This window comes from uncultured Rhodococcus sp. (assembly GCF_963525155.1).
Lineage (GTDB): Bacteria > Actinomycetota > Actinomycetes > Mycobacteriales > Mycobacteriaceae > Rhodococcus_F > Rhodococcus_F qingshengii.
The window spans coordinates 1-23,654 of record NZ_CAURKP010000082.1 but is presented as its reverse complement, the minus strand read 5'-3'; the positions used below and the strand labels follow the sequence as shown (position 1 = coordinate 23,654).

The 23,654-nt window shown below is 62.2% G+C and carries 26 protein-coding genes; 15 read left to right on the top strand and 11 right to left on the bottom strand.

Annotated features, from left to right (window positions below; genetic code table 11):
• The 4 genes from aceA to RWT78_RS17180 form a co-directional block, all read left to right on the top strand.
• The coding region (gene aceA, locus RWT78_RS17195) for an isocitrate lyase (RefSeq protein WP_314676872.1) at positions 1-682 on the top strand (682 nt) is incomplete at its 5' end.
• A gap of 184 nt (positions 683-866) precedes the next feature.
• Positions 867-1,763, top strand: a complete 897-nt coding sequence (locus RWT78_RS17190; RefSeq protein ID WP_003941541.1) for a 3-hydroxybutyryl-CoA dehydrogenase — start codon at positions 867-869, stop codon at positions 1,761-1,763.
• Between the two features lie 91 nt (positions 1,764-1,854).
• Positions 1,855-4,161, top strand: a complete 2,307-nt coding sequence (metE, locus tag RWT78_RS17185) for a 5-methyltetrahydropteroyltriglutamate--homocysteine S-methyltransferase (RefSeq protein ID WP_054825602.1) — start codon at positions 1,855-1,857, stop codon at positions 4,159-4,161.
• 72 nt (positions 4,162-4,233) lie between these two features.
• Positions 4,234-5,274, top strand: coding sequence for an NAD(P)-dependent alcohol dehydrogenase (locus RWT78_RS17180; protein WP_003941488.1), 1,041 nt, complete (start codon positions 4,234-4,236; stop codon positions 5,272-5,274).
• Positions 5,275-5,333: 59 nt separating this feature from the next.
• Here RWT78_RS17180 and RWT78_RS17175 read toward each other — a convergent pair whose 3' ends face one another.
• Together RWT78_RS17175 and RWT78_RS17170 are read right to left on the bottom strand one after the other, a co-directional pair.
• A complete protein-coding gene (locus RWT78_RS17175; protein WP_003941515.1) occupies positions 5,334-6,128 on the bottom strand; it encodes an RNA polymerase sigma factor SigF in 795 nt (264 codons plus the stop codon).
• Complete coding sequence (locus RWT78_RS17170; protein ID WP_003941553.1) at positions 6,125-6,556, bottom strand: ATP-binding protein; 432 nt, start codon at positions 6,554-6,556, stop codon at positions 6,125-6,127. Before RWT78_RS17170 ends, RWT78_RS17175 begins: the two co-directional genes overlap by 4 nt.
• Positions 6,557-6,803: 247 nt before the next feature.
• Between RWT78_RS17170 and RWT78_RS17165 the strand changes: the two genes are divergently transcribed.
• Entirely contained in the window at positions 6,804-7,391 is a 588-nt protein-coding gene (locus RWT78_RS17165; RefSeq protein WP_308216553.1) for an STAS domain-containing protein, read from the top strand.
• A gap of 68 nt (positions 7,392-7,459) precedes the next feature.
• Here RWT78_RS17165 and RWT78_RS17160 read toward each other — a convergent pair whose 3' ends face one another.
• Entirely contained in the window at positions 7,460-8,728 is a 1,269-nt protein-coding gene (locus RWT78_RS17160; protein WP_003941555.1) for a glycosyltransferase, read from the bottom strand.
• Positions 8,729-8,848: 120 nt separating this feature from the next.
• On the opposite strand from RWT78_RS17160, the gene RWT78_RS17155 reads away from it, so the two are divergent.
• Positions 8,849-9,262, top strand: a complete 414-nt coding sequence (locus RWT78_RS17155; protein WP_003941464.1) for a DUF6292 family protein — start codon at positions 8,849-8,851, stop codon at positions 9,260-9,262.
• Between the two features lie 22 nt (positions 9,263-9,284).
• Here the strand turns inward: RWT78_RS17155 and RWT78_RS17150 are convergent, their stop codons facing one another.
• A complete protein-coding gene (locus tag RWT78_RS17150) occupies positions 9,285-9,854 on the bottom strand; it encodes a DUF2231 domain-containing protein (RefSeq protein WP_314676867.1) in 570 nt (189 codons plus the stop codon).
• A 114-nt stretch (positions 9,855-9,968) separates the two neighbouring features.
• Here RWT78_RS17150 and RWT78_RS17145 point away from each other — a divergent pair, with 114 nt between their 5' ends.
• Positions 9,969-10,190, top strand: coding sequence for a hypothetical protein (locus RWT78_RS17145; RefSeq protein WP_039973486.1), 222 nt, complete (start codon positions 9,969-9,971; stop codon positions 10,188-10,190).
• 16 nt (positions 10,191-10,206) lie between these two features.
• On the opposite strand, the gene RWT78_RS17140 is transcribed toward RWT78_RS17145, so the two are convergent.
• On the bottom strand, positions 10,207-11,061 hold the full coding sequence (locus RWT78_RS17140) for a polyphosphate kinase 2 family protein (protein ID WP_047268875.1): 855 nt from the start codon (positions 11,059-11,061) through the stop codon (positions 10,207-10,209).
• 57 nt (positions 11,062-11,118) lie between these two features.
• Positions 11,119-11,853: a TetR/AcrR family transcriptional regulator gene (locus RWT78_RS17135; RefSeq protein WP_003941527.1), complete on the bottom strand. Its 735-nt coding sequence runs from the start codon at positions 11,851-11,853 to the stop codon at positions 11,119-11,121.
• A 170-nt stretch (positions 11,854-12,023) separates the two neighbouring features.
• Between RWT78_RS17135 and RWT78_RS17130 the strand changes: the two genes are divergently transcribed.
• From RWT78_RS17130 to RWT78_RS17110, 5 genes are all read left to right on the top strand, one after another.
• Positions 12,024-13,304 (top strand): DUF445 domain-containing protein, encoded by a 1,281-nt coding sequence (locus tag RWT78_RS17130; RefSeq protein ID WP_020968906.1) that lies wholly within the window; start codon positions 12,024-12,026, stop codon positions 13,302-13,304.
• 103 nt (positions 13,305-13,407) lie between these two features.
• Positions 13,408-13,914: a helix-turn-helix domain-containing protein gene (locus RWT78_RS17125; RefSeq protein WP_003941483.1), complete on the top strand. Its 507-nt coding sequence runs from the start codon at positions 13,408-13,410 to the stop codon at positions 13,912-13,914.
• Positions 13,907-14,734, top strand: coding sequence for a heparin-binding hemagglutinin (locus RWT78_RS17120; RefSeq protein ID WP_003941552.1), 828 nt, complete (start codon positions 13,907-13,909; stop codon positions 14,732-14,734). Before RWT78_RS17125 ends, RWT78_RS17120 begins: the two co-directional genes overlap by 8 nt.
• 95 nt (positions 14,735-14,829) lie before the next feature.
• Complete coding sequence (locus RWT78_RS17115) at positions 14,830-15,126, top strand: DUF2516 family protein (protein ID WP_314676854.1); 297 nt, start codon at positions 14,830-14,832, stop codon at positions 15,124-15,126.
• Between the two features lie 168 nt (positions 15,127-15,294).
• Positions 15,295-16,326 (top strand): alpha/beta fold hydrolase, encoded by a 1,032-nt coding sequence (locus RWT78_RS17110; protein WP_021333908.1) that lies wholly within the window; start codon positions 15,295-15,297, stop codon positions 16,324-16,326.
• Here RWT78_RS17110 and RWT78_RS17105 read toward each other — a convergent pair.
• Genes RWT78_RS17105 through RWT78_RS17095 form a run of 3 tightly spaced genes read right to left on the bottom strand, consistent with a single transcriptional unit; the run spans position 16,323 to position 19,221 of the window.
• Positions 16,323-17,120: a carbon-nitrogen hydrolase family protein gene (locus RWT78_RS17105; protein WP_003941519.1), complete on the bottom strand. Its 798-nt coding sequence runs from the start codon at positions 17,118-17,120 to the stop codon at positions 16,323-16,325. The two genes, RWT78_RS17110 and RWT78_RS17105, sit on opposite strands and share 4 nt — an antisense overlap.
• Positions 17,108-18,472 carry an MFS transporter gene (locus RWT78_RS17100; protein ID WP_003941494.1) on the bottom strand — a complete coding sequence of 455 codons (1,365 nt, stop codon included), beginning with the start codon at positions 18,470-18,472 and terminating at the stop codon, positions 17,108-17,110. Before RWT78_RS17100 ends, RWT78_RS17105 begins: the two co-directional genes overlap by 13 nt.
• Positions 18,469-19,221, bottom strand: coding sequence for an HpcH/HpaI aldolase/citrate lyase family protein (locus tag RWT78_RS17095; protein ID WP_003941499.1), 753 nt, complete (start codon positions 19,219-19,221; stop codon positions 18,469-18,471). The genes RWT78_RS17100 and RWT78_RS17095 overlap by 4 nt, the downstream gene beginning before the upstream one ends.
• 174 nt (positions 19,222-19,395) lie before the next feature.
• Here RWT78_RS17095 and RWT78_RS17090 point away from each other — a divergent pair, with 174 nt between their 5' ends.
• Complete coding sequence (locus tag RWT78_RS17090; protein ID WP_314676847.1) at positions 19,396-20,073, top strand: GntR family transcriptional regulator; 678 nt, start codon at positions 19,396-19,398, stop codon at positions 20,071-20,073.
• Here RWT78_RS17090 and purU read toward each other — a convergent pair.
• Positions 20,070-20,957: a formyltetrahydrofolate deformylase gene (gene purU / locus RWT78_RS17085; RefSeq protein WP_003941509.1), complete on the bottom strand. Its 888-nt coding sequence runs from the start codon at positions 20,955-20,957 to the stop codon at positions 20,070-20,072. The two genes, RWT78_RS17090 and purU, sit on opposite strands and share 4 nt — an antisense overlap.
• A 64-nt stretch (positions 20,958-21,021) precedes the next feature.
• Here purU and deoC point away from each other — a divergent pair, with 64 nt between their 5' ends.
• Positions 21,022-21,687, top strand: coding sequence for a deoxyribose-phosphate aldolase (gene deoC / locus RWT78_RS17080; protein WP_047268935.1), 666 nt, complete (start codon positions 21,022-21,024; stop codon positions 21,685-21,687).
• Here deoC and RWT78_RS17075 read toward each other — a convergent pair.
• Positions 21,684-22,454, bottom strand: coding sequence for a DUF2993 domain-containing protein (locus RWT78_RS17075; protein ID WP_007735358.1), 771 nt, complete (start codon positions 22,452-22,454; stop codon positions 21,684-21,686). The genes deoC and RWT78_RS17075 overlap by 4 nt on opposite strands.
• Positions 22,455-22,581: 127 nt before the next feature.
• Here RWT78_RS17075 and RWT78_RS17070 point away from each other — a divergent pair, with 127 nt between their 5' ends.
• Positions 22,582-23,160 carry a hypothetical protein gene (locus RWT78_RS17070; protein WP_003941523.1) on the top strand — a complete coding sequence of 193 codons (579 nt, stop codon included), beginning with the start codon at positions 22,582-22,584 and terminating at the stop codon, positions 23,158-23,160.
• The last annotated feature ends 494 nt before the right edge of the window (positions 23,161-23,654 follow it).

The following is a 23,654-nucleotide window of genomic DNA, read 5'->3' as shown; positions in this document are numbered from 1 at the left end:
GCAGCACATCCGCACCCTGACCTCGGCTCGCCTGGCTTCCGACGTCGCGGACGTTCCGTCCGTCATCATCGCCCGCACCGACGCTGAGGCCGCAACCCTCATCACCTCCGACGTGGACGAGCGTGACCGCCCGTTCCTCGACGGAACCCGCACGGCTGAAGGCTTCTACGGCGTCAAGAACGGCATCGAGCCCTGCATCGCTCGCGCCAAGGCTTACGCACCGTACGCAGACCTCATCTGGATGGAGACCGGCGTGCCGGATCTCGAGGTTGCAAAGAAGTTCGCCGAGTCCGTTCGCAGCGAATTCCCGGACCAGCTCCTGGCCTACAACTGCTCCCCTTCCTTCAACTGGAAGGCGCACCTGGACGACGCGACCATCGCGAAGTTCCAGAAGGAGCTCGGCGCAATGGGCTTCAAGTTCCAGTTCATCACGCTGGCCGGCTTCCACTCGCTCAACTACGGCATGTTCGACCTTGCCTACGGCTACGCCCGCGAAGGCATGACGGCATTCGTCGACCTGCAGGAGCGCGAGTTCAAGGCTGCCGAAGAGCGTGGCTTCACCGCCATCAAGCACCAGCGTGAGGTTGGCGCCGGCTACTTCGACACCATCGCCACCACCGTTGACCCCAACACCTCGACGGCAGCTCTCAAGGGCTCCACCGAAGAGGGACAGTTCCACTAAGAACTGACTTCGGGTGGGGGAGAGGCTCGGCTTCGGGTCTCTCCCCTGCTTGTATCACCGCACTACTTTCTCTCGTCTTCAAGGCAGTTCCGATTGCGTCGGCCACCAGCGTCGACGCAGTTCGAAGTGCTTGTTTTGCAACACCTTCACCAGACAAACTCCACGAGACAAACAAGGAGCTGACGTGACCAGCGAAAAAATTCAGCGCGTCGGCGTTATCGGCGCCGGAATCATGGGTGCCGGAATCGCCGAGGTGTGCGCCCGCGCACATGTCGATGTTCTGGTCTTCGAGCAGACTCGCGAGCTTGCAGCAGCCGGGCGTTCACGCATCCTGCGTTCGCTCGACCGCGGCGTGAGCAGCGGAAAGATCACAGAACGTGAGCGTGAGCAGGCCGCATGGCGTCTGCGTTTCACCTCCGATCTGGGAGATTTCGCGGACCGCCAGCTCGTCGTGGAGGCCGTCGTCGAAGACGAGAAGATCAAGAGCGAAATCTTCGCCGAGCTCGACGCGGTCGTGACGGACCCGGATGCGGTTCTCGCGTCCAACACGTCGTCGATCCCGATCATGAAGCTCGGCATCTCGACCAAGCGTCCCGAGCGAGTCATCGGCATGCACTTCTTCAACCCGGTTCCGGTTCTGCCGCTCGTCGAATTGGTGACGACGCTCAAGACCAGTGCCTCCGTCTCGCAGCGCGCGGAGGCTTTTGCCAGCGACATCCTCGGCAAGCAGGTCGTCCGCAGTGCCGACCGCTCCGGCTTCGTCGTCAACGCACTCCTGGTGCCGTACCTGCTCTCGGCGATCCGCATGGTCGAGTCGGGCTTCGCGACCAAGGAAGACATCGACAAGGCAACGGTTCTCGGCCTCGCGCACCCCATGGGTCCGCTGGCTCTGACGGACCTGGTCGGACTCGACACCGTCAAGTCCATCGCCGACTCCATGTACGAAGAGTTCAAGGAGCCGCTGTACTCCGCTCCGCCGTTGCTCCTGCGTATGGTCGAAGCCGGCTTGACCGGCAAGAAGTCCGGCGCGGGCTTCTACGAATACGCCGACAACGGTCGCTCCACCAAGCAGGCAAGCTAAGGCCCAACGCCCCTGTGCGCCTTTCTGGTAGTTCCGGCTACCACAAAGGCGCACAGGGCGCTCGCGCCCCTCGGTTAGAAAGGTCGACCGCATGTCCAGCAGCACTGCAGCATTCGGCTCCAGCGTCCTGGGGTATCCGCGCATCGGGCCGCGCCGTGAGCTCAAGCGCGCCCTCGAGTCCTACTGGCACGGCACTTCGGACAAGGACGCACTTCTCGCGGTCGCCAAGGAACTCCAGGAATCGACCTGGAGCGAATTGGCTGCGACGGGATTGAGCCAGGTTCCCGGCAACACCTTCTCCTTCTACGATCACGTGCTCGACAATGCGCTGCTCTTCGGCGCAGTGCCGGAGCGGTTCAAGCCGCTCGAGGGCGCCCTCGAGCCGCTCGATTTCTACTTCACGATGGCCCGCGGCCGCCCGGACTTCCCGCCTCTCGAGCTGGTGCGCTTCTTCGGTACGAACTACTACTACCGTCAGCCCGAGATCGACGCGAACACGGTGTTCTCGCTCAACTCGGATGCACTTCTCGACGAGTTCGAACGTGCGAAGGCGCGCGGCATCGAATTGCGCCCCGTCATCATGGGGCCCGTCTCGCTGCTTCTGCTTTCGAAGGTCGGACCTGCCACCGAGAAGTCCGATCCGAACTTCACCCCGCTCGACCTGTTGGACGCGCTCCTGCCCGAGTACGAGAAGCTCTTCGAGCAGCTCGCCAAGGCCGGTGCGACCTGTGTTCAGTTGGACGAGCCTTCGGTCACCGAGGATCGCACCCCCGAGGAGCTAGCCGCTCTGGGACGTGCGTACGAGAAGCTTTCGACGGCCCCGCTGCGCCCGCGCCTGTTGGTGACGGGTCCGTACGGCAAGTTCGGCGAAGCCCTCAACATCTTGGCGCCCACCAAGATCGAAGCCTTCGGTCTGGACTTGGTGCACGGCAAGATCACGGCCGAGGAACTGGCCGCGGTGCCGAACATCAGGCGCAAGCGCATCTACGCGGGCGTCGTCGACGGTCGCAACGTCTGGCGCGTCGACCGGTTCAACACCTTGACGTACCTGAACGAACTCAAAGACGTTGTGCCTGACCTCGTCGTCTCCACGTCGTCGTCGCTGCTGCACGTGCCGTACGACGTGCTCTCCGAGTACGACATTCCGGGAGACGTCGCAGACCGTCTGGCTTTTGCGAAGCAGAAGGTCGGCGAAGTCGTCTCACTGGCGAAGGCGCTCACCGAAGGTCCTTCGGACAAGTGGCGCAAGCGTCCGACGAAGGTGCACTTCAAGCTCAAGCACGCTGTCCGTGCTCGGGTGAACGCGATCAAGCCCGAAGATCGTGTGCGTGCACCGTACGAGGAGCGTCGTAAGGCTCAGCAGGAACGGTTGAATCTGCCGTTGGTGCCGGCCCAGACACTGGGTTCGTTCCCGCAGACCGACGCGATTCGCCAGGCTCGTTACGAACTCGGCCAGGGGCGTTTGGAGTGGGACGACTACTACAAGCGCATCCAGGAAGAGATCGAGCGCACAATCCGTCTGCAAGAGGACATCGGTCTCGATGTTTTCGTGCACGGCGAGCACGAGCGCAACGACATGGTCCAGTACTTCGCCGAACTGCTCGAGGGCTATGCCTTCACGCACAACGGTTGGGTTCAGGCCTACGGATCTCGGTGCACGCGTCCGCCGATTCTCTACGGCGACATCGCACGTCCGAAGCCGATGACGGTCGAGTGGATTGCGTACGCGCAGTCGCTGACCGACAAGCCGGTCAAGGGCATGCTGACGGGTCCGGTCACCATGATCGCCCGTTCGTTCGTTCGCCAGGATCAGCCGCTCTACGAAACGGCAGAGCAACTGGCACTTGTCATTCGAGACGAAATCGCGGATCTCGAAGCTGCCGGAATCGCCATCATCCAGGTGGACGAACCGGCAATTCGTGAACTGCTGCCACTGCGTGAGGACGGCCGGGAGGCCTACCTGGAGTGGGCCGTCGACGCGTTCCGTCTGGCAACAGGTGGAGCGAAGCCGGAAACACAGATCCACACACATCTGACGTACTCCGCTCGGTCGTCGGTGGTCGACGCCATCGAACGGTTGGACGCCGATGTGACGGCTATCGTCGCGACCCGCTCCATCACGTGGGTTCTCGAAGCACTCAAGGAAGGCGCGCTCACGCACGGCGTCGGCCCCGGTGTCTACGAATCTCGCTCAGCTCGGATTCCCGACATCGACGAACTCGACGAATTGCTCACCGAGGCAAGCGAATCGATCTCTCTCGATCGCTTGTGGGCAAATCCGGACGGCGGCCTCAAGACCCGCCATCCGTGGCAACTCGAGCCTTCGCTGCGCAATATGGTTGCGGCCGCGAGGCGCCTGCGTCGTCGGGCCGAGCAAGCCGAGCGCGACGCCGGGTAAGTCACGTAAAGAACAAGTCATGGAGGGGCCTGCGAGTTGCAGGTCCCTCCATGCACGGGTAGGCATGTGTGCATGGTTACTGCTGCTGCTTATGCCGCGACGTCCGCTGACGGTCCCCTCGAGAAGACCACTGTCGAACGCCGCGAGCTCGGTCCACTGGACATTCTCATCGACATCAAATTTGCCGGCATCTGCCATTCCGACATCCACACCGCTCGCAACGAGTGGGGCGGAGCGAAGTACCCGATCGTCCCCGGACACGAAATCGCCGGCGTCGTCGCCGCCGTGGGGTCCGATGTCACCAAGCACAAGGTCGGCGACCGAGTGGGCGTCGGCTGCTTCGTCGACTCGTGCGGGGAGTGCGACGCCTGCACCGCCGGTGAAGAGCAGTACTGCCGCAAGGGTGTGACGGGTACGTACAACGCCACCGGCCGCGACGGCGAGCGCACTCAGGGTGGCTACTCGACGCACATCGTCGTCACCGAGCACTTCGTGCTCTCGATCCCGGAGGGCATCGAACTCGACGTTGCAGCGCCGCTCCTGTGCGCGGGCATCACCTTGTACTCACCGCTGCGGCACTGGAACGCCGGCCCCGGCAAGAAGGTCGCCATCATCGGTTTCGGCGGCCTCGGGCACGTCGGCGTGAAGATCGCCAAGGCGCTCGGAGCGGAAGTCACCGTCCTGAGCCAGACGCTCGGCAAGAAAGACGACGGGCTTCGCCTCGGCGCCGATCACTACTACGCGACCAACGACCGTGAGACGTTCAAGGCTCTTCGCGGCGAGTTCGACCTGATACTCAACACGGTCTCGGTCAACCTCGACATCGACGCCTACATGTCCTTGCTTGCCATCAACGGCACTCTCGTCGAACTCGGCCTGCCCGAGAAGCCGATCGAAGTTCGAGCATTCTCGCTCGCCGCAAACCGTCGTAGCCTCGCCGGTTCCATGGTCGGAGGTATCCCGCAGACACAGGAGATGCTCGACTTCTGCGCCGAGCACGGCATCGGCGCAGAAATCGAACTGATCCCGGCGAGCGACATCAACGACGCTTACGAGCGCGTGATCAAGAGCGACGTCCGATACCGATTCGTGATCGACACCGCAACAATCTGACCCGCTCGGTCCTGCTCAGTCGAATTGTTCGCGGAGCTCAGTCGAATTGTTCGCGGAGCTCAGTCGAGTTGCTCGCGAAGATTACTCAGCGTCTTCGCGAGCAACCTCGACACGTGCATCTGGGACACACCGACTTTCTCGGCGATCTGTGTCTGCGTCAGATTTCCGAAGAATCTGAGCATCAACACCGTCCGCTCTCGTTCGGGAAGCTTGTCGAGAAGCGGACGCAACGCCTCGTGATTCTCGACGTTCTCGAGAGCTGCGTCGTAGTCACCGAGTGTTTCCACGAGCGGGAGATCGTCGGTGTGATTGGACGCGGCACCGTCGACCGAGACCGTCTGATACGCGTTGCCGGCGATCAAGGCCTGGGCAACTTCTTCGCGTTCGATCCCCAACGTCTCGGCCAACTCGTCGACGGTCGGCGCGTGCCCGAGCTGTTGTGACAGCTCGCTGATGGCCTGCCCGAGTTGGAAGTGCAACTCCTTCATCCGGCGGGGAACCCGCAATGCCCAACCGGTGTCGCGGAAGTGTCGTCGAACCTCGCCCATCACGGTGGGAACTGCGAAGGAGACGAAATCGGATCCGCGCGTGGAATCGAAACGGTCGACGGCGTTGACCAGACCGAGACGCGCCACCTGAACCAGATCGTCGTGTGCCTCGCCACGACCGTCGAATCGTCTGGCGATGTGCTCGGCCAACGGTAGGCATCTGGTGATGAGTGCAGTGCGCACTCGTTCGTACTCCGGGCTGTGGGGCTCGAGGGTCCGCAGTTCCTCGAAAACTGGTATTACGTCCCGATATTCGTCGGTGGACCGCCGACGCGGGCGTGACGGGCCGTCTGCGGAAGCGGTCACAGGCGCCCGCTGAGGGCCTTGGTGAACTTCATGGTGGTGATGTAGCCGACGCCGCCGAGGTTCTCTTCCTGGTCGAGCGAAATCGAATCGGTGAGTTCGGTGAGGATGTGCCACCCGAACGAACGCTGACTGCTGTCCTCGTACTCCGTGGTCGTCGTGGACACGGACACGTGCAATTGCGGCGGCGTGAAGACGAACCGACACACCAGAACCGAATCAGGCGCAGCGCGAACGATCAGATGCGTACAGATTTCGTCCATGGCCAGTTTGATGTCGGCGATGGCGTCGAGGTCGAAGTTTTCCTGAATGGCAACGGTGGCGGCCAGTGCACGCAAAATCGACAGCTGATCGAGAGTCGCTTGAATCCTCAACTCCACAACTGGCTGAGTCTGATCCTGATCGGGCTCGAGTGCGCTGAGGTGTGCCATAAGTTCTCCGGATCGTCGTACCAGGGGTCGCGGTGAAGTCTGGTGCCGAGAACGATACCCATCCCGACCTTCACAGTGACCCCCGAACACGAAATTTGGTCGATGGTGGTGCCGGGGTAAACGACACGATTCTGCTCACGACCGTTGGCGATCGCAACATCGGATTACCTCGCGGAACCGCAGACCAAACCACATTTTTGTTCGGAACACCGAAACGAATGGTCGCAACGCACTTGTGACGTCCGTCATGCTGGCGTACTGTTTCAAACCGAGGTTGAGCACACAGCCGATGAGGGATTTATCCGTATTTCTGGAGACCCGTTCATCGTGCGTCTCCTTCGGAGGTCCCTTCTCTTTTGCAGAGTGTAAACCGTTGCGGGATGGGAGAACCATGACTGTTGTTCCAGGATCATCTATTTCAGGCTTTACGAACGCGGCGAAGGGATCGGTAGACTACGGACCTCCCGCGACCGGGACAGCGACCGCATCGTTTCACGCGCACCGCATCAGTGCACACACCGCTGTGATCAAAGTTCGTGGTGAGATCGATCTGATGAGCGCCAATGCTTTTCGTGACTTCTTGACGTACCACGTGGCCGCGGACCGGACGCTGGTCGTCGATCTATCCGAACTCGAATTCATGGGGACGTGCGGCTTGTCCGTGCTGTCGGTCCTGTCGACGCGATCACGCGACGTGGGCGGCACACTCGCGCTCGTCTGCGCCCGCCCGGTGCAAAGGTTGCTCAAAGCAGCTGGTCAGGAGTCGATGTTTGCCTGCTACGAGTCACTCGATCATGCAATCGGACTCGAAGAGACCCGACGTTTCCCCGCTTGATCACGCAGTTTCAGTCCAAGCTTCGTGAAATCACCTTCGTGAATTCAGTTTCGTAGAGCCCGTCAGCGTCAGTGCACTTCACTTCGGTGAGTGCCCTTGTGTTGGCGGGCTCTCGGCGGTGCTGTGACGCAGCGGCCGTAGGTGCGGACCACTTCGGTGGCGACGTGATCCCACGAATACGATTCGCACGCTCGGGCCCGGCTCTGCCGTGCAAACGCCGCGCCTTCGTCCTCGTCGTCGAGAAGATGGCGGACTGCGCGCGCGGTTTCCACCGGGTTGTTGACCGGGACCCGACGCCCGGTGAGTCCGTCGATCACCGTATCCCGCAGTCCGCCAACAGGAGTCGCGACTACGGGAACTCCGCACGCCATTGCTTCCAGTGCCGCGATTCCGAACGGTTCGTATCGAGGGGTGCACACGAGGGCGTCGGCCGATCGCATCAGTTTCGGTAGTTGGCGGTGCGGAACCCGTCCCAACAATTGGACTCGATCTGCGACGCCGAGGCGCTCGGCGAGCTTGACCAAGCGGATCGCCACTTCGTCGGTGCTCAGTTGCGCGACGGGTGGCCCGCCGATCACCACCAACTCCGTATCCGGCAGCGAAGCCAGCGCGGCGACGGCAACATCGAAGCCCTTCTGCTCCACCAGTCTTCCGACGCAGATCAATCGATGCGGTGCGGTTTTCTTCGCGGCGGGTCCCTCCGGGGTGAATGCTTCGGTGTCCACGCCCGAGGGCACCATCGTGGTCCGTGATCGTGGTGATCCCTGCCGGACCAGATCGAAGATTTCGTCCGAACTGGTCGCGATGACATGGGTTGCGCCCCTGGCGATCAACGGTTCCAGGTGAGTCCGCTCCGAGGGGCTGTCGTCGGCTGCTCCGAGGTGGCGGTGCGCCGCAGATCCCAGGGAATGGAATGTCTGAAGTACGGGGATGCCGAGCGATCGGGTCGCGAGTTCCGTTGCCACACCGGACATCCAGAAGTGCGAGTGCACCACATCGGGTCGGTCGGTACTCCACTGAGCGCGCAGAATGCTGGCAAAGGTTCCCAGGTGAGGGAGGATGTCGGCATCCGGGAGAGCCTGCGTCGGGCCGGCCTCGAGATAGTCGACGGAGTACCCGGCGCGGGCGCGAACGCGGTCCGGCCCACCGACGTGGGCACGCCTGGTGAAGACGGTGACGTCGTGTCCGGCACGAACCAAGGCGGCAGACAGTTCGTCGACGTGCAGGTTCTGTGCACCGGCTGCCGAGCAGCCCACCGGTGCGAGTGGATCGGCGTTCACCGACACCATGGAGATCTTCAGCATTCGTCCGGGAGCCATAGCGGGCGAGTACTTCATCGGGTCCCCTCTCCACTTGATCGGTTCGTCTGGGGATACCCGGAGTCCGTGATCTGAACCGGGTTTCGACGCGGTCAGCGCTGGGCACATTCCAAACACGATGGCGAGGAGTGAGGTTCGATGACAGAACAAATGCTGGTCGACGCAACCGTCGGACTCGGGTTCGAGCGGTACGTACAACGGGTGGCGGTCGGCGTGGGGGCCGGCATCGAGCAGTGGTGTTGCAGGCGCGAGCACCCTCTGGAGGCTTACATCGCATTGGACCGAACTGTGCCGCGTTTCCCCGGGCGCGAGGTGGCTTTGCTGTGGGAGGAGACGTGCGGTTGGGCCCTGGCCGTGGAGACCAGATCAGGGGAGGACCTCATCGTTCTCGGATATCTGGGCGAACACGCAGTGCCGACCCCGGACGCCGTCGCCGATTTTGCCGCGACACTGGGCACGCGCAGCCCACACTGGGTCATGAACAGACCATTGGCGGATTCGGACGAGACCGCGCGAGAACTGCGGAGCTACTCCGGAAGTGCTTACGCCTGAACAGTATCGAGGTCCGATCGGCTCAGTTGACTACATCCAGGATGGGATCGAGAACCGGAGTCGCTGCAGCCTCGACGGCCGGATCGTCCATGAGCTTGAAAACGATGTGACCACCGAGCGCGCCACCGACACCGACCGCGGTGAGCCCCAGCACCGACAGCACTCGCGCCAGCGCGAGTGAGTCCTTTCCGCGTAGCCTGTACGACGCCGCAAAAGACCAGATCCCCACTGCATTCGACGCCGCGTGCACCAGCCCCACTCGGCGTGCGACGTCGCCACGTTCGGACCAGTCCAGCCATCCCGTCAGCAAAGCCGGCGGAGTCGAAACCAATCCGAGCCCGATCAGCCGTCGTGCAGTCTGCGGATCGCCTAGAACATCGAAGATCAACGAAGCCGTCCACGCGCCCGCGGGAATGGTCACGAGGGCAGGATGGATGGGATGCCCGACGGCGGCGCCGCGCAGAAGTGCGGCGACAGTGCGCGATCGGTCGGATCGCTCCGTGATCTCGAGGATTCTGCGCCTGAGGCCAGTGGACGGACCGTCCAGTCCGCGAGTGGATTCGATTCCGCGATAAAGAGTTCCGATGTCCATGTAATTCGGCTACCCGGCGTAGACGTCGGGAAACCTCGCGACGGCGGTGTCTTGTCGACCGTCATGCTCCGGCGTACGGTCGAAACGAAAGAGATCCGACCGGAGGAGCGAACGATGAAGCTCAATCTCTTTGCAGCGTGGGCGTCGTATTTCCTGGTGCTGGCCACAGTGGTCTGCCTCGGCAGTTTTCTGGTGGCGGCAGGTTCAGGCCAGGGTGGTTGGGCATTGATTGCCGGCCTCGCCGGCGTCGCGTGCATCGGCCTCGCGGTAGCCCTGTACGCCAGTACTGTGCGTCACGATCACAAAGTGCACCGCGAATCCCCACACCTGTTCTGATCGGGCCTGCTTCTGATCAAGACTGTGCGAGTCGTGCCTTCTCCACCTCGATGTCGAAGTCGGCAGGGGGCCAGTCGAGATCGAGCTTTTCCAGAGCGTCGATCAGTAGCTCCGTGACCGCAATGCGGCTGTACCACTTCCGATCACACGGCACGACGTACCACGGCGCGTGCTCGGTCGACGTCTTGTCGAGCATTGCCTGATACGCCTGTTGATATGCAGGCCACAAACCGCGTTCGGTCACGTCGCCGGGGTTGTACTTCCAATACTTGTCCGGGCGGTCGAGACGTTCTTCGAGTCGCTTCTTCTGCTCGTCGAGCGAGACGAACATCGCGACTTTCACGATGGTGGTTCCGGCGTCGACGAGTTCCTTTTCGAACTGGTTGATCTCGTCGTAGCGCTTGCTCCAGACATCCTCCGGGACAAGATCGTGGACGCGCACTACCAGGACGTCCTCGTAGTGGGAGCGATCGAACACACCGAGATAGCCGCCGCGGGGGAGTTCCTTCTTGATCCGCCAAAGGTAGTGATGTTGCTTTTCCTCTTCGGTCGGGACGCCGAAGGCCGCGTGCTGAACTCCCGAAGGATCCACGTGACCGATCACGTGTCGGACCATGCCGCCCTTGCCTGCGGTGTCCATTCCTTGCAGGACCAGCAGGACTGAACGACTGTCCCCTGACCGGCCGTTGGCGTACAGCAACTCCTGCAGGTCGGACAGAACCGCGCCGCGCTCCTCGAGCAGACGTTCGCCGTCAGCTTTGTTTCCGGTGAATCCCGGAGTGCTGTTGCGATCGAGTTGATCGAGTTCGAACCCGGGCTCCGCCCGCAGGGTCTTGGCGGCCGGTGTTTCCCACAGCGAGTCTTGTGCCATGCCGAAAGAGTGCCACAGGATCGCGCCCGGCGGCTCGAAAGTTCGGTCTCGGGCGAGTCAGTCCTCGGCAGGCTTGACGAGGGGATGCGGAACCGACTTGAACTTGGCCGGTGATCCGTTGACCGCCGCTATGCCGGTGATGCCGCCCCACGTCATCATCGTGAGGTAGTCGATCAGCGATTCTGCGGACATCGACTTGTTGGAGATCCACCAGTGCGTCGCGAGCTGAATTCCGCCGACGATCCCGAACGCCCACGGCAGCGAACCGCCGGAATCCATCTCCATCTCGCGAAGACGATTGCCCAACACCGTGGAGAGCAATTCGGCGATCATGCGCTCGGAATCGGCAACGACGTCGCGGTTGGCGCCGGCGCCGTTGGCCATGACGTAGAGGTAGATGTCGGGGTCGGATGCCACCGTCTCGACGTATGCGGTGATGCTCGCCTGAGTGAGTTCGAAATCGTCGAGATCGCCACTGATCGCTTCGTAGATACGCGGCGACAGGATGGTCTCGACGTACCGCATCATCGTGGCGGTCGTGAGGTCGCTCTTGTCGGCGAAGTATCGGTAGAGCACGGTCTTGGAGACACCGATCTCGGACGCGATCTCGTCCATGCCGATCTCACGGCCGCGCGCGCGGATGGCGGCGATGGTGCCGTCGACGAGTTCCTCGCGGCGAGCGATCTTGTGCTCACGCCAACGACGCTTCCGACCGTCGGATTTCTCGGGCTTCGCATCAGCAACGACTGGGCCGTCTACCTGCTCGTTGTCCTGCACGGCATTCTTGGCCACGAGTCATCTCATATCTGTGGTGCGAGCCACGTCCGATCGGTCTACTTTCCGGTCCAGCTTAATGTCCGCGCCTTTATCTCGGGCACTCACATCCGCAGTTCGGGGGATTAGGTCCTGCAGAATCGGACTTCGTGTCGCTCGCGCTACGCCGCGTCACACCTTTCGGCACAATGGCGAGGGTGCAGCAACTGAGCCTCTCCGCCTTCGACGACGCCGCCAAGCGTCGGGACCTTCGCAAGATGAAGGTCTTCGCTACTGGCCTTCTGGGCTTCGCGACGGTGGTCTACATCTTCTGCCGGTGGCAGGAATCCCGCGGCGCCGGAGAGTGGGTCGGGTACGTCCGGGCCGCGTCCGAGGCAGGCATGGTCGGCGCGCTTGCCGACTGGTTTGCCGTCACCGCGCTCTTCCGTCATCCGATGGGCCTTCCCATCCCGCACACTGCCATCATCAAGCGTAAGAAAGACCAGCTCGGAGCCAGCCTGAGCTCATTCGTCGGTCAAAACTTCCTGGCTCCCGAGGTTGTGTCGGCCAAGGTGCAGCAGGCGCAGATTCCGCTCCGCCTCGGTACGTGGATGGCCGAACCTGCCAACGCCGCTCGCGTCGCCGCCGAGACGTCGACGGTCTTGCGCGGCATGGTCGAGGTTCTTCGCGACGAGGACATCGCCCAGATCATCGACAACACGATCGTGAAGCGTCTGGCCGAGCCCATGTGGGGACCGCCGATCGGCCGAGTGCTCGGTGAACTTCTCAAGGACAACAAGCAACTGCCGATCATCGAATTGCTTGCCGAGCGGGCACATCAGTGGGCTCTCGGCAGCCAGGAGACGATCGATCGTGTGATCGTTCGCGATTCGCCCGCGTGGTCGCCGAAGTTCGTCGACGCCATGCTGGGGGAGAAGATATACAAGGAACTCGTCGAGTTCACCTGGAAGGTCCGTTCCAACCCCGAACACGAGGTACGCCTCGCCGCCAACCGCTTCCTGATCGACTTCGCCGATGATCTGCAGAACGACCCGGAGACCATCAAGAAGGCCGAGGGGATCAAGGCCGAGATCATGGGTCGCGAGGAAGTGACGGGTCTGGCATCGTCGACATGGCAGGTTGCCAAGCGGCTCATCATGGAGTCCGTCGACGATCCGAACAGCACCCTGCGGACCAAGGTCGCCGAGAACGTGGCCGGCTTCGGAGTCAGGCTGCGTGACGACGAGTCCATGCGTGAGAAGGTCGACGGCTGGCTGGTGCAGGGCACCAAGTACATCGCGGAGAACTACACCGACGAGATCACTGGAGTCATCAGTGACACCGTCGAGAGGTGGGACGCCGACGAGGCGAGCCAGAAGATCGAGTTGCAGGTCGGTCGAGATCTTCAGTTCATCCGTATCAACGGCACCGTTGTGGGCTCGATCGCCGGACTGCTGATCTACACGATTTCGACGCTCATCTTCGGCTGAGCTGTCCGGTATGTGACGTCCACCACGAGTGCTAGCAGTAGTGCTTGCAATAGTTAGCACCCTCTCCTATCCTGGGAAATGTCCACTGGAAAGGGAGGACGCAATGCCAGCGAAGTCGACGAACTCCGATGACGGAGATCGTGAATCATCCGGTGCCGCAGCCGGAGCAAGCGACTTGGCAGCTCGCGTCGTCAGCTCTGCGGCACACGACATCGGGGGGTTCATTCGTGCACAGCGGGAAGCCGCCCAAGTTTCGATGCGCCAACTCGCTCAACTCGCCGGCGTCAGCAATCCGTATCTGAGTCAGATCGAACGCGGATTGCGCAAACCGTCGGCGGACGTACTGGCGCAAATCGCCAAGGGCCTTCGAGTCTCATCAGAAGTGCTGTACGTCCAAGCGGGATATCTCGAGCAACGCCCGCACAGTCCCATCAGGGACGCGGTGTTGGCCGAGACGGCCATCAACGAACGGCAGAAGCAAGTACTGCTCGAAATCTACGACTCGTTCTGTCGCGAGAACGAGTCGTCAAGACCAGCCGCAGCGCCCGATTTCGCTGAATCGGCCGCAATTCCAGACACCGAGACTTCACTAGGAGAACAAGATGACTGACAAGAACGCCATCGACAGCGTCAAGACCTCGCTCTACGCCGCCGTCGGCGCAGGCGACCTGGTTGTCCAGGCCGTGGCCGATGTAGTTGCTCAGGTTCGTGAGCGCGCCGAGAACACCCAGGGCGATGTCAACGGCCGTGTCGACGGTGCTCGCGAGAAGCTCGCTTCCGTCCAGGGTGACGTTGCCGAGAGCGTCGATGCGCTGCGCGAGCGTCTCGCCGGCCTGCCATCCGAGCTGCCCGAAGAGCTTGCCGAGCTGCGCGAGAAGTTCTCACCCGAGGAACTCCGCAAGGTCGCCGAGGCATACCTCAAGGTTGCCGGAGATCTGTACAACTCCCTCGCAGAACGTGGCGAAGACGCAGTCGAGCGCATCCGCAAGCAGCCGGCAGTCGAAGAAGGCATCGCTGCTGCAGAGTCGGCACTCGGCGACGCCGTCGAGCTGACCGAAGACGCACTCGGAACCGTTGCTCGTCAGACGCGCGCCGTAGGCGAGCAGGCTGCCAAGCTGGCCGGCCGCGCTGCCGGACGCATCTCCGACACCGCAGAAGAGGTCGGCGAGAAGATCTCTGACGCCGGTGAGAAGATCGCCGACGCAGGCGACGAGGCTGCACTGAAGGTCCTCGACCTCGGTGACCAGGCTGACGAGGCTTCCAAGGAAGCTGCCGCTCGCGTGACCGCTGCTGCTTCCGACGTCCAGGAGCGCGCGACCACCGCCGCGAAGAAGGCCGCTCCGGCCAAGGCTGCACCCGCCAAGGCTGCTCCGGCCAAGGCCACCGCACCGGCTCCGGCCAAGAAGGCTGCTCCGGCCAAGAAGGCCTGATTTGCCCAGCTCCACCTGACGAAGGCTCCCTCACTCAGCCGAGTGTGGGAGCCTTCGTGTTCGTCGGGAACCGGATGAGAACTTAGGATGTAGTTGTGACTCAAGTCGATGGGCTAGTCGGTCTGATCTTTCTCGCACTCAAAGTGCTCGCATTGGTGGGTGCTGTCTACGCGATCGTTCATGCCGTCAGGCAGCGTCCTGACGCTTTCACCGCGGTCAACAAATTGACCAAGCCGATCTGGCTGGGAATTCTGATCGTCGCGGCATTGATTCTCGTGGCGACGTCCCCTGTCGGGCTCCTGGGCATCATCGCGGTCGTTGCAGTGTGCGTGTATCTCGTCGACGTTCGCCCGCGGGTGGACGACATTCAGCACGGCGGTTCTCGCTGGTAGTTTGCCGCACTCCCGCTCATTCCGAGCCGTGGTTCTCGGCTCATGGTGTGCTGCCCCACTCTTCTCGCCAACGCTGACAACGGGCGTTGTTCGAGTGATAGTGTCGGTTAACGGCAGTCACACATAGATTGCATCCGTCTGTCGTCAGCAGCAGTCAGGGGTAAATGCATGTCCAGTCGTTCGCGCACCACAGAGCTTCGAGTACTGGCAGGCGCCGTCGGAGTGGGAGCACTCGTCGCGGCCGTCGCTGGGATCCGTCATCGGCGATCCACGCGAGGGTTGACTCTGTCGAGCGACGTCGAGCCCAATGCACTCCTGAAGACTCCGACGCTCAAAGCTGACATCAGCGAACTGACCACCGACGACGGTGCGATCATCAATGTCCGGGCTTACGGTCCCGTCGACGGCGATCCGATCGTTCTCAGTCACGGCTGGACGTGCTCCACCGAATTCTGGTACCCGCAGGTCAATGCGCTTGCCGGCGAATATCGCGTCATCACCTACGATCAGCGCGGTCACGGCCGCAGCACCGTCGGCAATCTTCCGCTCGGCCCGGACGTCCTTGCCGACGATCTCTCTGCAGTGCTGGCGGCCACCGTTCGTGAGGACAAGAAGGCCGTCATCGTCGGTCACAGCATGGGCGGGATGAGCATCATCGCCTGGGCGGGTCGTCACCCCGACGAGGTCAAGAAGTACGCGTCGGCGGTCATGCTCGCGAGCACCGCGAGCGAAAGGTTGATCGCCGAGACCACGGTCATCCCACTGCCCAATCGTTTCCCTCGCGTGCCGGTCCCCGTGGGCCGCGCCATCCTCAGTTCGCCCGTTCCGTTCGTCTCCTCGGGCGCCATGACGAAGGCGATCCAGTACGTCTCGATGTCACCGAACGCGACCAAGGCCGAGATTCAGTTCTGCGAGAACATCGTTCGTGAGTGCAAGCCCCGCATCCGTGGAGGTTGGGGAGCAGCGCTGAGCACCCTCGACATTCACGAGGGACTCGACAATCTCGAAGTGCCGACCACCGTGCTCGTCGGTTCGCTCGATCGGCTCACTCCGCCGGTCCATGCGCGCAAGCTTGCGCAGGTCCTCGACGACGCCGGCAACCTCGAACGGTTGATCGTGTTGCCGGGCGTCGGTCACATGTCGTCGATCGAGAACATCGACGAGTTCGACAAGGAAATCGTGCGACTGCGCAATCTCTAGCGCGCGGTGACTCCGAATCTGCGTAGTTCGAGAGCCGGATTCTTCATCCGAACCTCCGCGATTCGTTCGAGGGAGACGGTTGCAGTCGCCATACCCACGCGTTCTCCCAGAGATGCGACGATGACGCCCATCGGATCCACAATCATGCTCGCGCCTGATCCCGCCGGTGCGCATTGGTCGGCCGCCGCGACGTAGATCGTGTTCTCGATCGCGCGGGCGCGGACGAGAGTTGTCCAGTGATCTTCCTTCAACGGACCGGGCACCCACTCTGCCGGGAGGAGGAGAACGTCGGCGCCTGCATCGACGATCCGTCGTGTCGTTTCCGGGAAGCGAAGGTCGTAGCAAGTCTGAAGACCGAACCGGACGTCTTCCACGACAAAGGTTTCGGGGTCGTGAATCTCACCGGCACGGACGACGTCCGATTCCTTGTAACCGAAAGCGTCGTACAGGTGCAGCTTGCGGTAGATCGCAACGACACCGAGTTTCGGGGCCAGGGCGACCAAGGTGTTCGAGATCTTGTCGGAGCCCGTAACTGCCTCGTTGATCCCGGCGACGATGTGAATGCCGAGAGTTGTTGCGAGGTCTGCCAGCGCTGAGACGAATTCGCCGTCGAGCGACTCGGCGGTCAAGACGAAACGTGAGTCCATGCTCGGAGCCGTGAACATCGCGTACTCGGGAGCGACCACGATGCGAGCACCGGATTCCGCCGCTTCGCTTGCCAGTTTCGTGAGTTGCTCGAGATTCGACTGCTTGTCGAGTCCTGGGGCGTACTGTGCGATTGCTACGTCGACCATGTGGTTGTGCCTTTCTGGGCTTGGGGCGCCGGCATTCTCTCGATCTTGCCGAGCACCACGGTGTAACAGAAGATTCCGCCGATGAGTACCGCACCGGTCGCGATGAACGCGCCGGCGAACGAACCGGTGGCGTCGACCACCATGCCGGTCACGATGGGCGCCGCGATTCCGAGCAGATTCGCCACGAAATTGACAATGCCGCCGAGCGACCCGGTGTATCCCTCCGGCGCGATGAGCGCCACGATGGACGAACCTGCGGGGACCGACACTGCCAGTCCTGCGGCTCCGATCGAGAGGAAGATCAGGGCGACTGCGATCGATCCCGCGTATGCCGCTCCCGTGACAGCAAGTGATGCCAGGAGGCTGACCACGAGGACCGTACGGCGGACCTTGGTGACGTCACCCGTTTTGGCCAACCACCTGTCCATCAGGATGCCGGCGATGAGGAACTGTGCGATCACGGCGACGAGCCACGGGATCATCGTGTAGATGCCGCCCTTGAGGAGGTTGACCCCGAAACTCTTCTCCAGGTAGGCGGGGAGCCAGGTCAAGAGCACGTAGTAGGCGTACGTATAGGACGCGTACCCGAGTGCGAGTCCCCAAGTCTTGCGTCGCCGCAGGAGGTAGCCCAAACCATTGAGCGAACCGCTGGTTTCTGCGTCCTCGTCTTCGGCGCCGCCCTCGCGGATGTAGTCGAACTCCGCTTGGCTCAGCCGACCTTTCGCCAGTGCCTCTTTGGGCGTCAGATACAGCAGCCACCAAATCGCGAGGTAGGCCACGGAGAGGATGCCGGTGAAGATGAAGGCCGCGTGCCAGCTGAACGTCGTGACCAAGAACGCCATGATCGGGATGCCGATCACGTTCGAGATCTTGGCGCACCCGTCGAAGATGGAAGTCGCGGTCCCGCGCTCCTGCTTCGGGAACCATTGGCCGATTGCTTTCCAGCCGGCCGGGACAGTAGGCGCTTCGCCGACACCGAGGACGAGTCGGGCGACCAGGAGCATTCCCAGTCCACCTGCCGCAGCGGAGGCGAACGACGCCACGGCCCAGAGAAACGCGGCAGCTCGATTGACCCACCGCACGCCGATGCGGTCGATGAACGAACCGATCGGCATCTGGAGCATGGCGTACGTCCACAGGAACGCGGACGAGACCATTCCCATTTGCGAAGCGCTGATGTCGAAGTCGCGCATGATCTCCGGTGCGGCAATGGAGAGGTTCACGCGGTCGATGTAGTTGACGAACATGCCGACGCCGAGAACTCCGGCGATACCCCAACGGGCACGGCCGATCTTCGGCGGGACGGCCGCCTTTATCGGTGACGAGCCGGGTTCCGAGGTTTGTGTTGTCATCGAGACTCCCGAATCCGAGTGATCTGATCGAGCGGTCCGGCAAAGCCGGCAGCGAGGGCACCGTGCTGCATGATCAACGCCATCTGATCAGCGCCGTGTCGGACGGCAAATTCTTTCTCTTCCACGCTCCACGCCGGCAGTACCCACGGCTTGCCTGCTTCGGCTGCCGCTGCGGCAACGATAGCGAGGTCGGCAAAATCGCCCTCGTTACGTGTGTATGCACCGCGTTCTCGGCGCAGCGAAAGATCAGACGGGCCCACGAAGACGCCGTCGACGGTGTCCAGTGCCAGGATGTCTGCGATGTTCTCGATTGCTCCGGCGTCCTCGATCATCGGGTAGCAACGGGTGAAGGTGTCCTGGCGACGGACCCAGTCGTCGGTGAAACCGCCGTAGTTGGTCGTGCGCCCGCCGGCGAAACTACGGTCGCCTAGCGGTGGGAATTTGGCGAACGCAGTGACTTCCTTTGCATGGGAAGCATTTTCGATGTGCGGAATGACAACGGCAGTGGCGCCGAAGTCGAGAGCCTGCTGAATGGGTCCGCGCTCGGGTCCCAGTACTTTCGCGAGAACCTCCATTTCCAGGCCGCGAAGGAAGGGGATGAATCGCTCGAGGTCGGCAAGGTCGAACGACCCGTGTTCGATGTCGAGGATCGCCGCGCCGTAGCCGAGCCCACGCGCAATTTCTGCTGCGGCAAAGCTTGGATCGGACAGCCAGATCGCGTGACGGCGGTCGGCGGGAGTGCTGAACATGCTGGTGGGCTCCTTGGCAGTAGGGATTTTACGACTGATCTGATCGGTGTGACGACCCGCACAGCTGTCGTATACGTCATGTATACACAGTGAATACTTGGTGTGTCCAGAGTCGGTATGATGAATTTGTTACAAGTTCGTCAACCCGGCGGACGCCAGTGCGAAGGGATTGTGATGTCGACACCGGCAACTGCCGACCCGTCAGCCGCCCAGGGGCCGGCACGCGACCGTGTCTACGTCTGGTTGCGGGACGAGATCATTCGTGGATCGATCGAGGGCGGCCGATTCCTGGACGAGCTGTGGGTCTCCGGAACCTTGGGAGTGTCCCGAACACCGGTCAGAGAGGCATTCCATCGGCTCGCCGCCGAAAAGTTCATCACCCTCCTGCCGCGCAAGGGTGCGCAGGTACGAACGGTGACGGCCCGAGAGCTCGAAGAGGTCTACCAGAGCCGGCAACTGATCGAGGGTCACGCGGTGACTGTGCTGTGCGCCCGAGGCTTCGGCGCACCGACGTCGATGATCGAGCTGATCGAACCGATGGAAGCAGCAGGGCGCGAACGTGATTGGTTCGAGGTTTCCGGTCTCGACCGGCAGTTCCATCTTGCGATGGTCAGAGCTGCTCAGAACTCGGTACTGACCGAACTCTACGAGTCGCTGCGGTCACGGCAGCAGAGAGTTGCGGTGCGCGCACTCAACGTGGGACCGCACCGCCTCGACACGATCAATGCCCAGCACCGCGCCTTGGTTGCGGCGCTGGACGAATCCGATGCAGACAAGGCTCTCGAAATTCTGGCCGCACATCTCCGGCCGGTACCGGAGGTCCTTGCCCTCTTGCCTGCTGATCAGCCTTAGCTGAAGACGACCGTCTTGCGCCCGTGGACCAGCACACGATCCTCGAGGTGCCAGCGCAGTCCGCGGGAGAGCACGAGCTTTTCGATGTCTCGACCCTGACGGACCATGTCGGCGACATCGTCGGCGTGGTCCACACGGATCACGTCCTGCTCGATGATCGGACCGGCATCGAGTTCGGCGGTCACGTAGTGGCAGGTGGCGCCGATCAACTTCACGCCGCGGGCGAACGCCTGGTGATAGGGGCGGGCACCGATGAACGACGGCAAGAAGCTGTGGTGAATGTTGATCGCGCGCCCGGCCCAGTGCTCGCACAGTGATTCGGGCAGCACCTGCATGAATCGGGCAAGAACCACGGCGTCGGGATTGTGAGCGTCGACCAGGGCGCGGACCTTCTCGAAGGACGGTCCCCGTTCTGCCGGGTCCTTGGCGAACGGAACATGGTGGAAGTCGATCCCGTGGCGCTCGGTGACACTGCGCAGATCTTCGTGGTTTCCGATGACGGCGCTGATTTCTGCGGGGAGTTCCCCGCCCGCGGCGCGGCCAAGGAGGTCATGCAAGCAGTGACCTTCCTTGCTCACGAGCAACACGATCTTCTTGGGTGCGCCGGAGTCGTGAAGAGTCCACTCGGTTTCCGGACCGATCTCGGCCGCAACAGCTTTGAACCGTTCACGAAGCTCGTCGATGCTCATACTCACCGACGATGCACGGACCGCCTGACGCGTGAAGAACCATCCGGTGTCGGCATCGGCGTGGTATGCGGCCTCCACGATCCATCCACCGACGTCGGTGAGAAAGGTCGAGATGCGTGCGACGATGCCCGTGGTGTCGGGGCAGCCGAGGGACAGAACATAGCGACGATCATCGATCGATGGTGCAGCGGTCATGCGGCCTAGTCTCTCAGGTGCGGCTGCAGCGACGGTCGCGTGGTGGTGTGCCAAGCTTTCCAACATGTCTGAAGCTGCACTCACTCGTTCCCAGGTTGCCGCGATGGTGGACCACACTCTCCTCAAACCCGAAGCCACCGCGGCCGATGTGACCGCCCTGATCGACGAAGCACGCAGCCTCGGTGTGCTGGCTGTCTGTGTCTCGCCGTCGATGTTGCCGATTCGCGCCGAGGGACTTGTGACGGCGGCCGTCGTCGGATTCCCGTCGGGGAAGCATCATTCGCTGGTCAAGGGTGCTGAAGCGCGACTGGCCGTCGATCAAGGCGCAGCCGAGATCGACATGGTCATCGACGTAGGAGCGGCGGTCGCCGGCGACTACAGCGCGGTGTTGGCCGATATCCTCACCGTCCGCGAGGCGATGGGGGAGAGTGCGATCCTCAAAGTGATCCTCGAAACCGCAGCGCTGTCCGACGAAGCCATCGTCGAATGTTGCCGCGCAGCTGTGCGTGCCGGGGCGAACTTCGTCAAGACCTCCACCGGCTTCCACCCCGCGGGTGGAGCGACGGTCGAGGCCGTCGCACTGATGGCGCAGACGGTTGGCCCGGGCGTGGGAGTCAAGGCCAGTGGCGGAATACGTACGACGCAGGCAGCGCTCGACATGATCGCGGCCGGCGCCACCCGCCTCGGACTATCCGGAAGTCGAGCAGTATTGGACGGTCTGGCCGACTAGGTCAGCAGGCCGCAGCTGTCCGGAACCGCCGAGGTGTTCTGGTTGTTCGCGTCGGCGACGGGCATGGCGTAAGCGCCGCCCTCCAACGAGATCTGGATAGCGTCGTCGGTGACGGTCAGCTTCGTGGGCTTCATGTCCAGCGGGTAGGTCTGCAGGCTGTCGGTGAGTGTTTGGACGATGCCGTCGACCAGATCGGTCGGCAGACCCAATCCGAGAATCTCGGCGCCGACGGTCTGGACGTCGACCACACCGTTGGTGACGGTGGGCTTGACCGTGAGCTTCGCGAGCCCGACCGGACCGACGTCGAACGCGAGTGTTCCGGCGCTCGAGTCGGCGGTGACGCCGGAGACGAGCCCGCCGAAGGTCTGTTCCTGCAAGGTGGCGAGAATGCCTGCGGTAGACCAGGTGACGTCGGCGCTGGAGCTGCCGATGGTGCCGCTGTTGCCCGCCGAGGGCTGCAAGTTGATGTCGTTCACCTTCGCGTGAACCTGCATTCCCGTTGCGGGGCCGAACGAAGAGTCGTCACTGTCGATGCTGATGTACGGCACCTTCTTGTCGACTGCCTGCAGGAGTACGGGCTTCCAGCTCAACCCGACGTCGACCTGGGATCCCAGTTCGCTCTGGAACTGATCGGCCATGCAGGTCTTCACCTGGTTGCGTACGTACAGTTCTCCACCGACGAGCGCCGCGACGAGTACGGCGATCACCACGAGAAGGATGATGAGCACTCGGTTGCGCGGACGAGGGTTGTTCGCTGCGACAGTCATTCGCCAGATTCTTCCCGACGAGTCTGAACGAACTCTGTGAATACGCACTTCCTCATTCCTGTGATGCGCGACACACTCGCCCGTAGTCTGTTCGAAACGGCGTTTTCGACGGTCACCGGAGGTGGTCATGGCTTCGGACTACGAATCACTCGAGCTGCTGGCACTGCGACAGTGCGGATTTGTCACGGCTCTCCAGGCATCCGAACTGGGTTTCGGTCTGGCGTTGATGGAAGAAATGACGGAATCCGGAACATGGACATGTGAGTGCCGCGGGCTTTTTCGCCTCGAACGCGTCAGACATACCGCCTTGGACGAGTTCGCGAAGTGGTGCACGTGGTTCGCCGGTAGCGCCACCGTCTCGCACTACAGTGCCGCAGATCTGCATGGCCTCGGGCACCTGCAACCTCGCTTCATTCACCTCTCCGTTGCGCACCCTCTCGCGGCGCCGACCCGCCAGGTAGCACTGCACCGACTGCCGCTCGCGGACGACGAGTGTGAACAGATCGGGCCCATCCGCATCACCACGCCTTTGCGTACCGTGCACGACCTCGCTTCCGGTGGAATTTCTCAAGTCCTGCTCAACGAAGTAGTCGCCGATGCGGTCGCGATAGGTCGACTGGACGCGCACGAGTTGTATCTCTCGTGTGAGAACGCGAGCGTCGACGTTGCTGTTCGGGTCGAGTTGGCTCTGGCCGCAAGCCTGTAGCCGAGAGAGATCTTCGAGGCTCCTGCGACCTTCTGGCATCACGCCCGAAATCGAATATGACGCCGATATCAGAGATTTGTAATTCGCTATTTTCGGGCGACTGTTTTGTCTTTAGCGCAGGTAAGAACGCATCCAGATGTGCGGTTCGGGACGTTCAGCCCACTGTTACTGCAGTTCGGCGATGTCGCCGATGAACTAAATCTGCGAAAAGCGTAGTTACTTTACAGTCAATGGGATAACGTCACGGCATCGAAAGCAGACGGACGCTTGTCCTGGACGCCTGTCTGCCCCGTTGTCGAGAGGGATCTGGATGTCCGTGAGTGGTGTTCGTCGTGTTGTCGGTGGGTTGAGTGTTTTTGCTGTTTCTGCGGGTTTCGCGGTGGTTGCGGGCGTCGGGGTTGCTGGTGCGGCTCCGGTGACGGCGGAGTTCAATTCCGACGGGTACAAGGTGACTCGGACGATCAGTAACGGGACGCCGTCCGAGGGTGATGTGA

Excerpts from the sequence above, each read along its gene's own strand:
- metE (WP_054825602.1), top strand. The coding sequence starts at position 1,855 with ATGTCCAGCAGCACTGCAGCATTCGGCTCCAGCGTCCTGGGGTATCCG.
- RWT78_RS17180 (WP_003941488.1), top strand. The coding sequence starts at position 4,234 with ATGGTTACTGCTGCTGCTTATGCCGCGACGTCCGCTGACGGTCCCCTC.
- RWT78_RS17170 (WP_003941553.1), bottom strand. The coding sequence starts at position 6,556 with ATGGCACACCTCAGCGCACTCGAGCCCGATCAGGATCAGACTCAGCCA.
- RWT78_RS17165 (WP_308216553.1), top strand. The coding sequence starts at position 6,804 with ATGCTGGCGTACTGTTTCAAACCGAGGTTGAGCACACAGCCGATGAGG.
- RWT78_RS17160 (WP_003941555.1), bottom strand. The coding sequence starts at position 8,728 with ATGAAGTACTCGCCCGCTATGGCTCCCGGACGAATGCTGAAGATCTCC.
- RWT78_RS17155 (WP_003941464.1), top strand. The coding sequence starts at position 8,849 with ATGACAGAACAAATGCTGGTCGACGCAACCGTCGGACTCGGGTTCGAG.
- RWT78_RS17150 (WP_314676867.1), bottom strand. The coding sequence starts at position 9,854 with ATGGACATCGGAACTCTTTATCGCGGAATCGAATCCACTCGCGGACTG.
- RWT78_RS17145 (WP_039973486.1), top strand. The coding sequence starts at position 9,969 with ATGAAGCTCAATCTCTTTGCAGCGTGGGCGTCGTATTTCCTGGTGCTG.
- RWT78_RS17140 (WP_047268875.1), bottom strand. The coding sequence starts at position 11,061 with ATGGCACAAGACTCGCTGTGGGAAACACCGGCCGCCAAGACCCTGCGG.
- RWT78_RS17130 (WP_020968906.1), top strand. The coding sequence starts at position 12,024 with ATGGCGAGGGTGCAGCAACTGAGCCTCTCCGCCTTCGACGACGCCGCC.
- RWT78_RS17125 (WP_003941483.1), top strand. The coding sequence starts at position 13,408 with ATGCCAGCGAAGTCGACGAACTCCGATGACGGAGATCGTGAATCATCC.
- RWT78_RS17120 (WP_003941552.1), top strand. The coding sequence starts at position 13,907 with ATGACTGACAAGAACGCCATCGACAGCGTCAAGACCTCGCTCTACGCC.
- RWT78_RS17110 (WP_021333908.1), top strand. The coding sequence starts at position 15,295 with ATGTCCAGTCGTTCGCGCACCACAGAGCTTCGAGTACTGGCAGGCGCC.
- RWT78_RS17105 (WP_003941519.1), bottom strand. The coding sequence starts at position 17,120 with ATGGTCGACGTAGCAATCGCACAGTACGCCCCAGGACTCGACAAGCAG.
- RWT78_RS17100 (WP_003941494.1), bottom strand. The coding sequence starts at position 18,472 with ATGACAACACAAACCTCGGAACCCGGCTCGTCACCGATAAAGGCGGCC.
- RWT78_RS17095 (WP_003941499.1), bottom strand. The coding sequence starts at position 19,221 with ATGTTCAGCACTCCCGCCGACCGCCGTCACGCGATCTGGCTGTCCGAT.
- RWT78_RS17090 (WP_314676847.1), top strand. The coding sequence starts at position 19,396 with ATGTCGACACCGGCAACTGCCGACCCGTCAGCCGCCCAGGGGCCGGCA.
- purU (WP_003941509.1), bottom strand. The coding sequence starts at position 20,957 with ATGACCGCTGCACCATCGATCGATGATCGTCGCTATGTTCTGTCCCTC.
- deoC (WP_047268935.1), top strand. The coding sequence starts at position 21,022 with ATGTCTGAAGCTGCACTCACTCGTTCCCAGGTTGCCGCGATGGTGGAC.
- RWT78_RS17075 (WP_007735358.1), bottom strand. The coding sequence starts at position 22,454 with ATGACTGTCGCAGCGAACAACCCTCGTCCGCGCAACCGAGTGCTCATC.
- RWT78_RS17070 (WP_003941523.1), top strand. The coding sequence starts at position 22,582 with ATGGCTTCGGACTACGAATCACTCGAGCTGCTGGCACTGCGACAGTGC.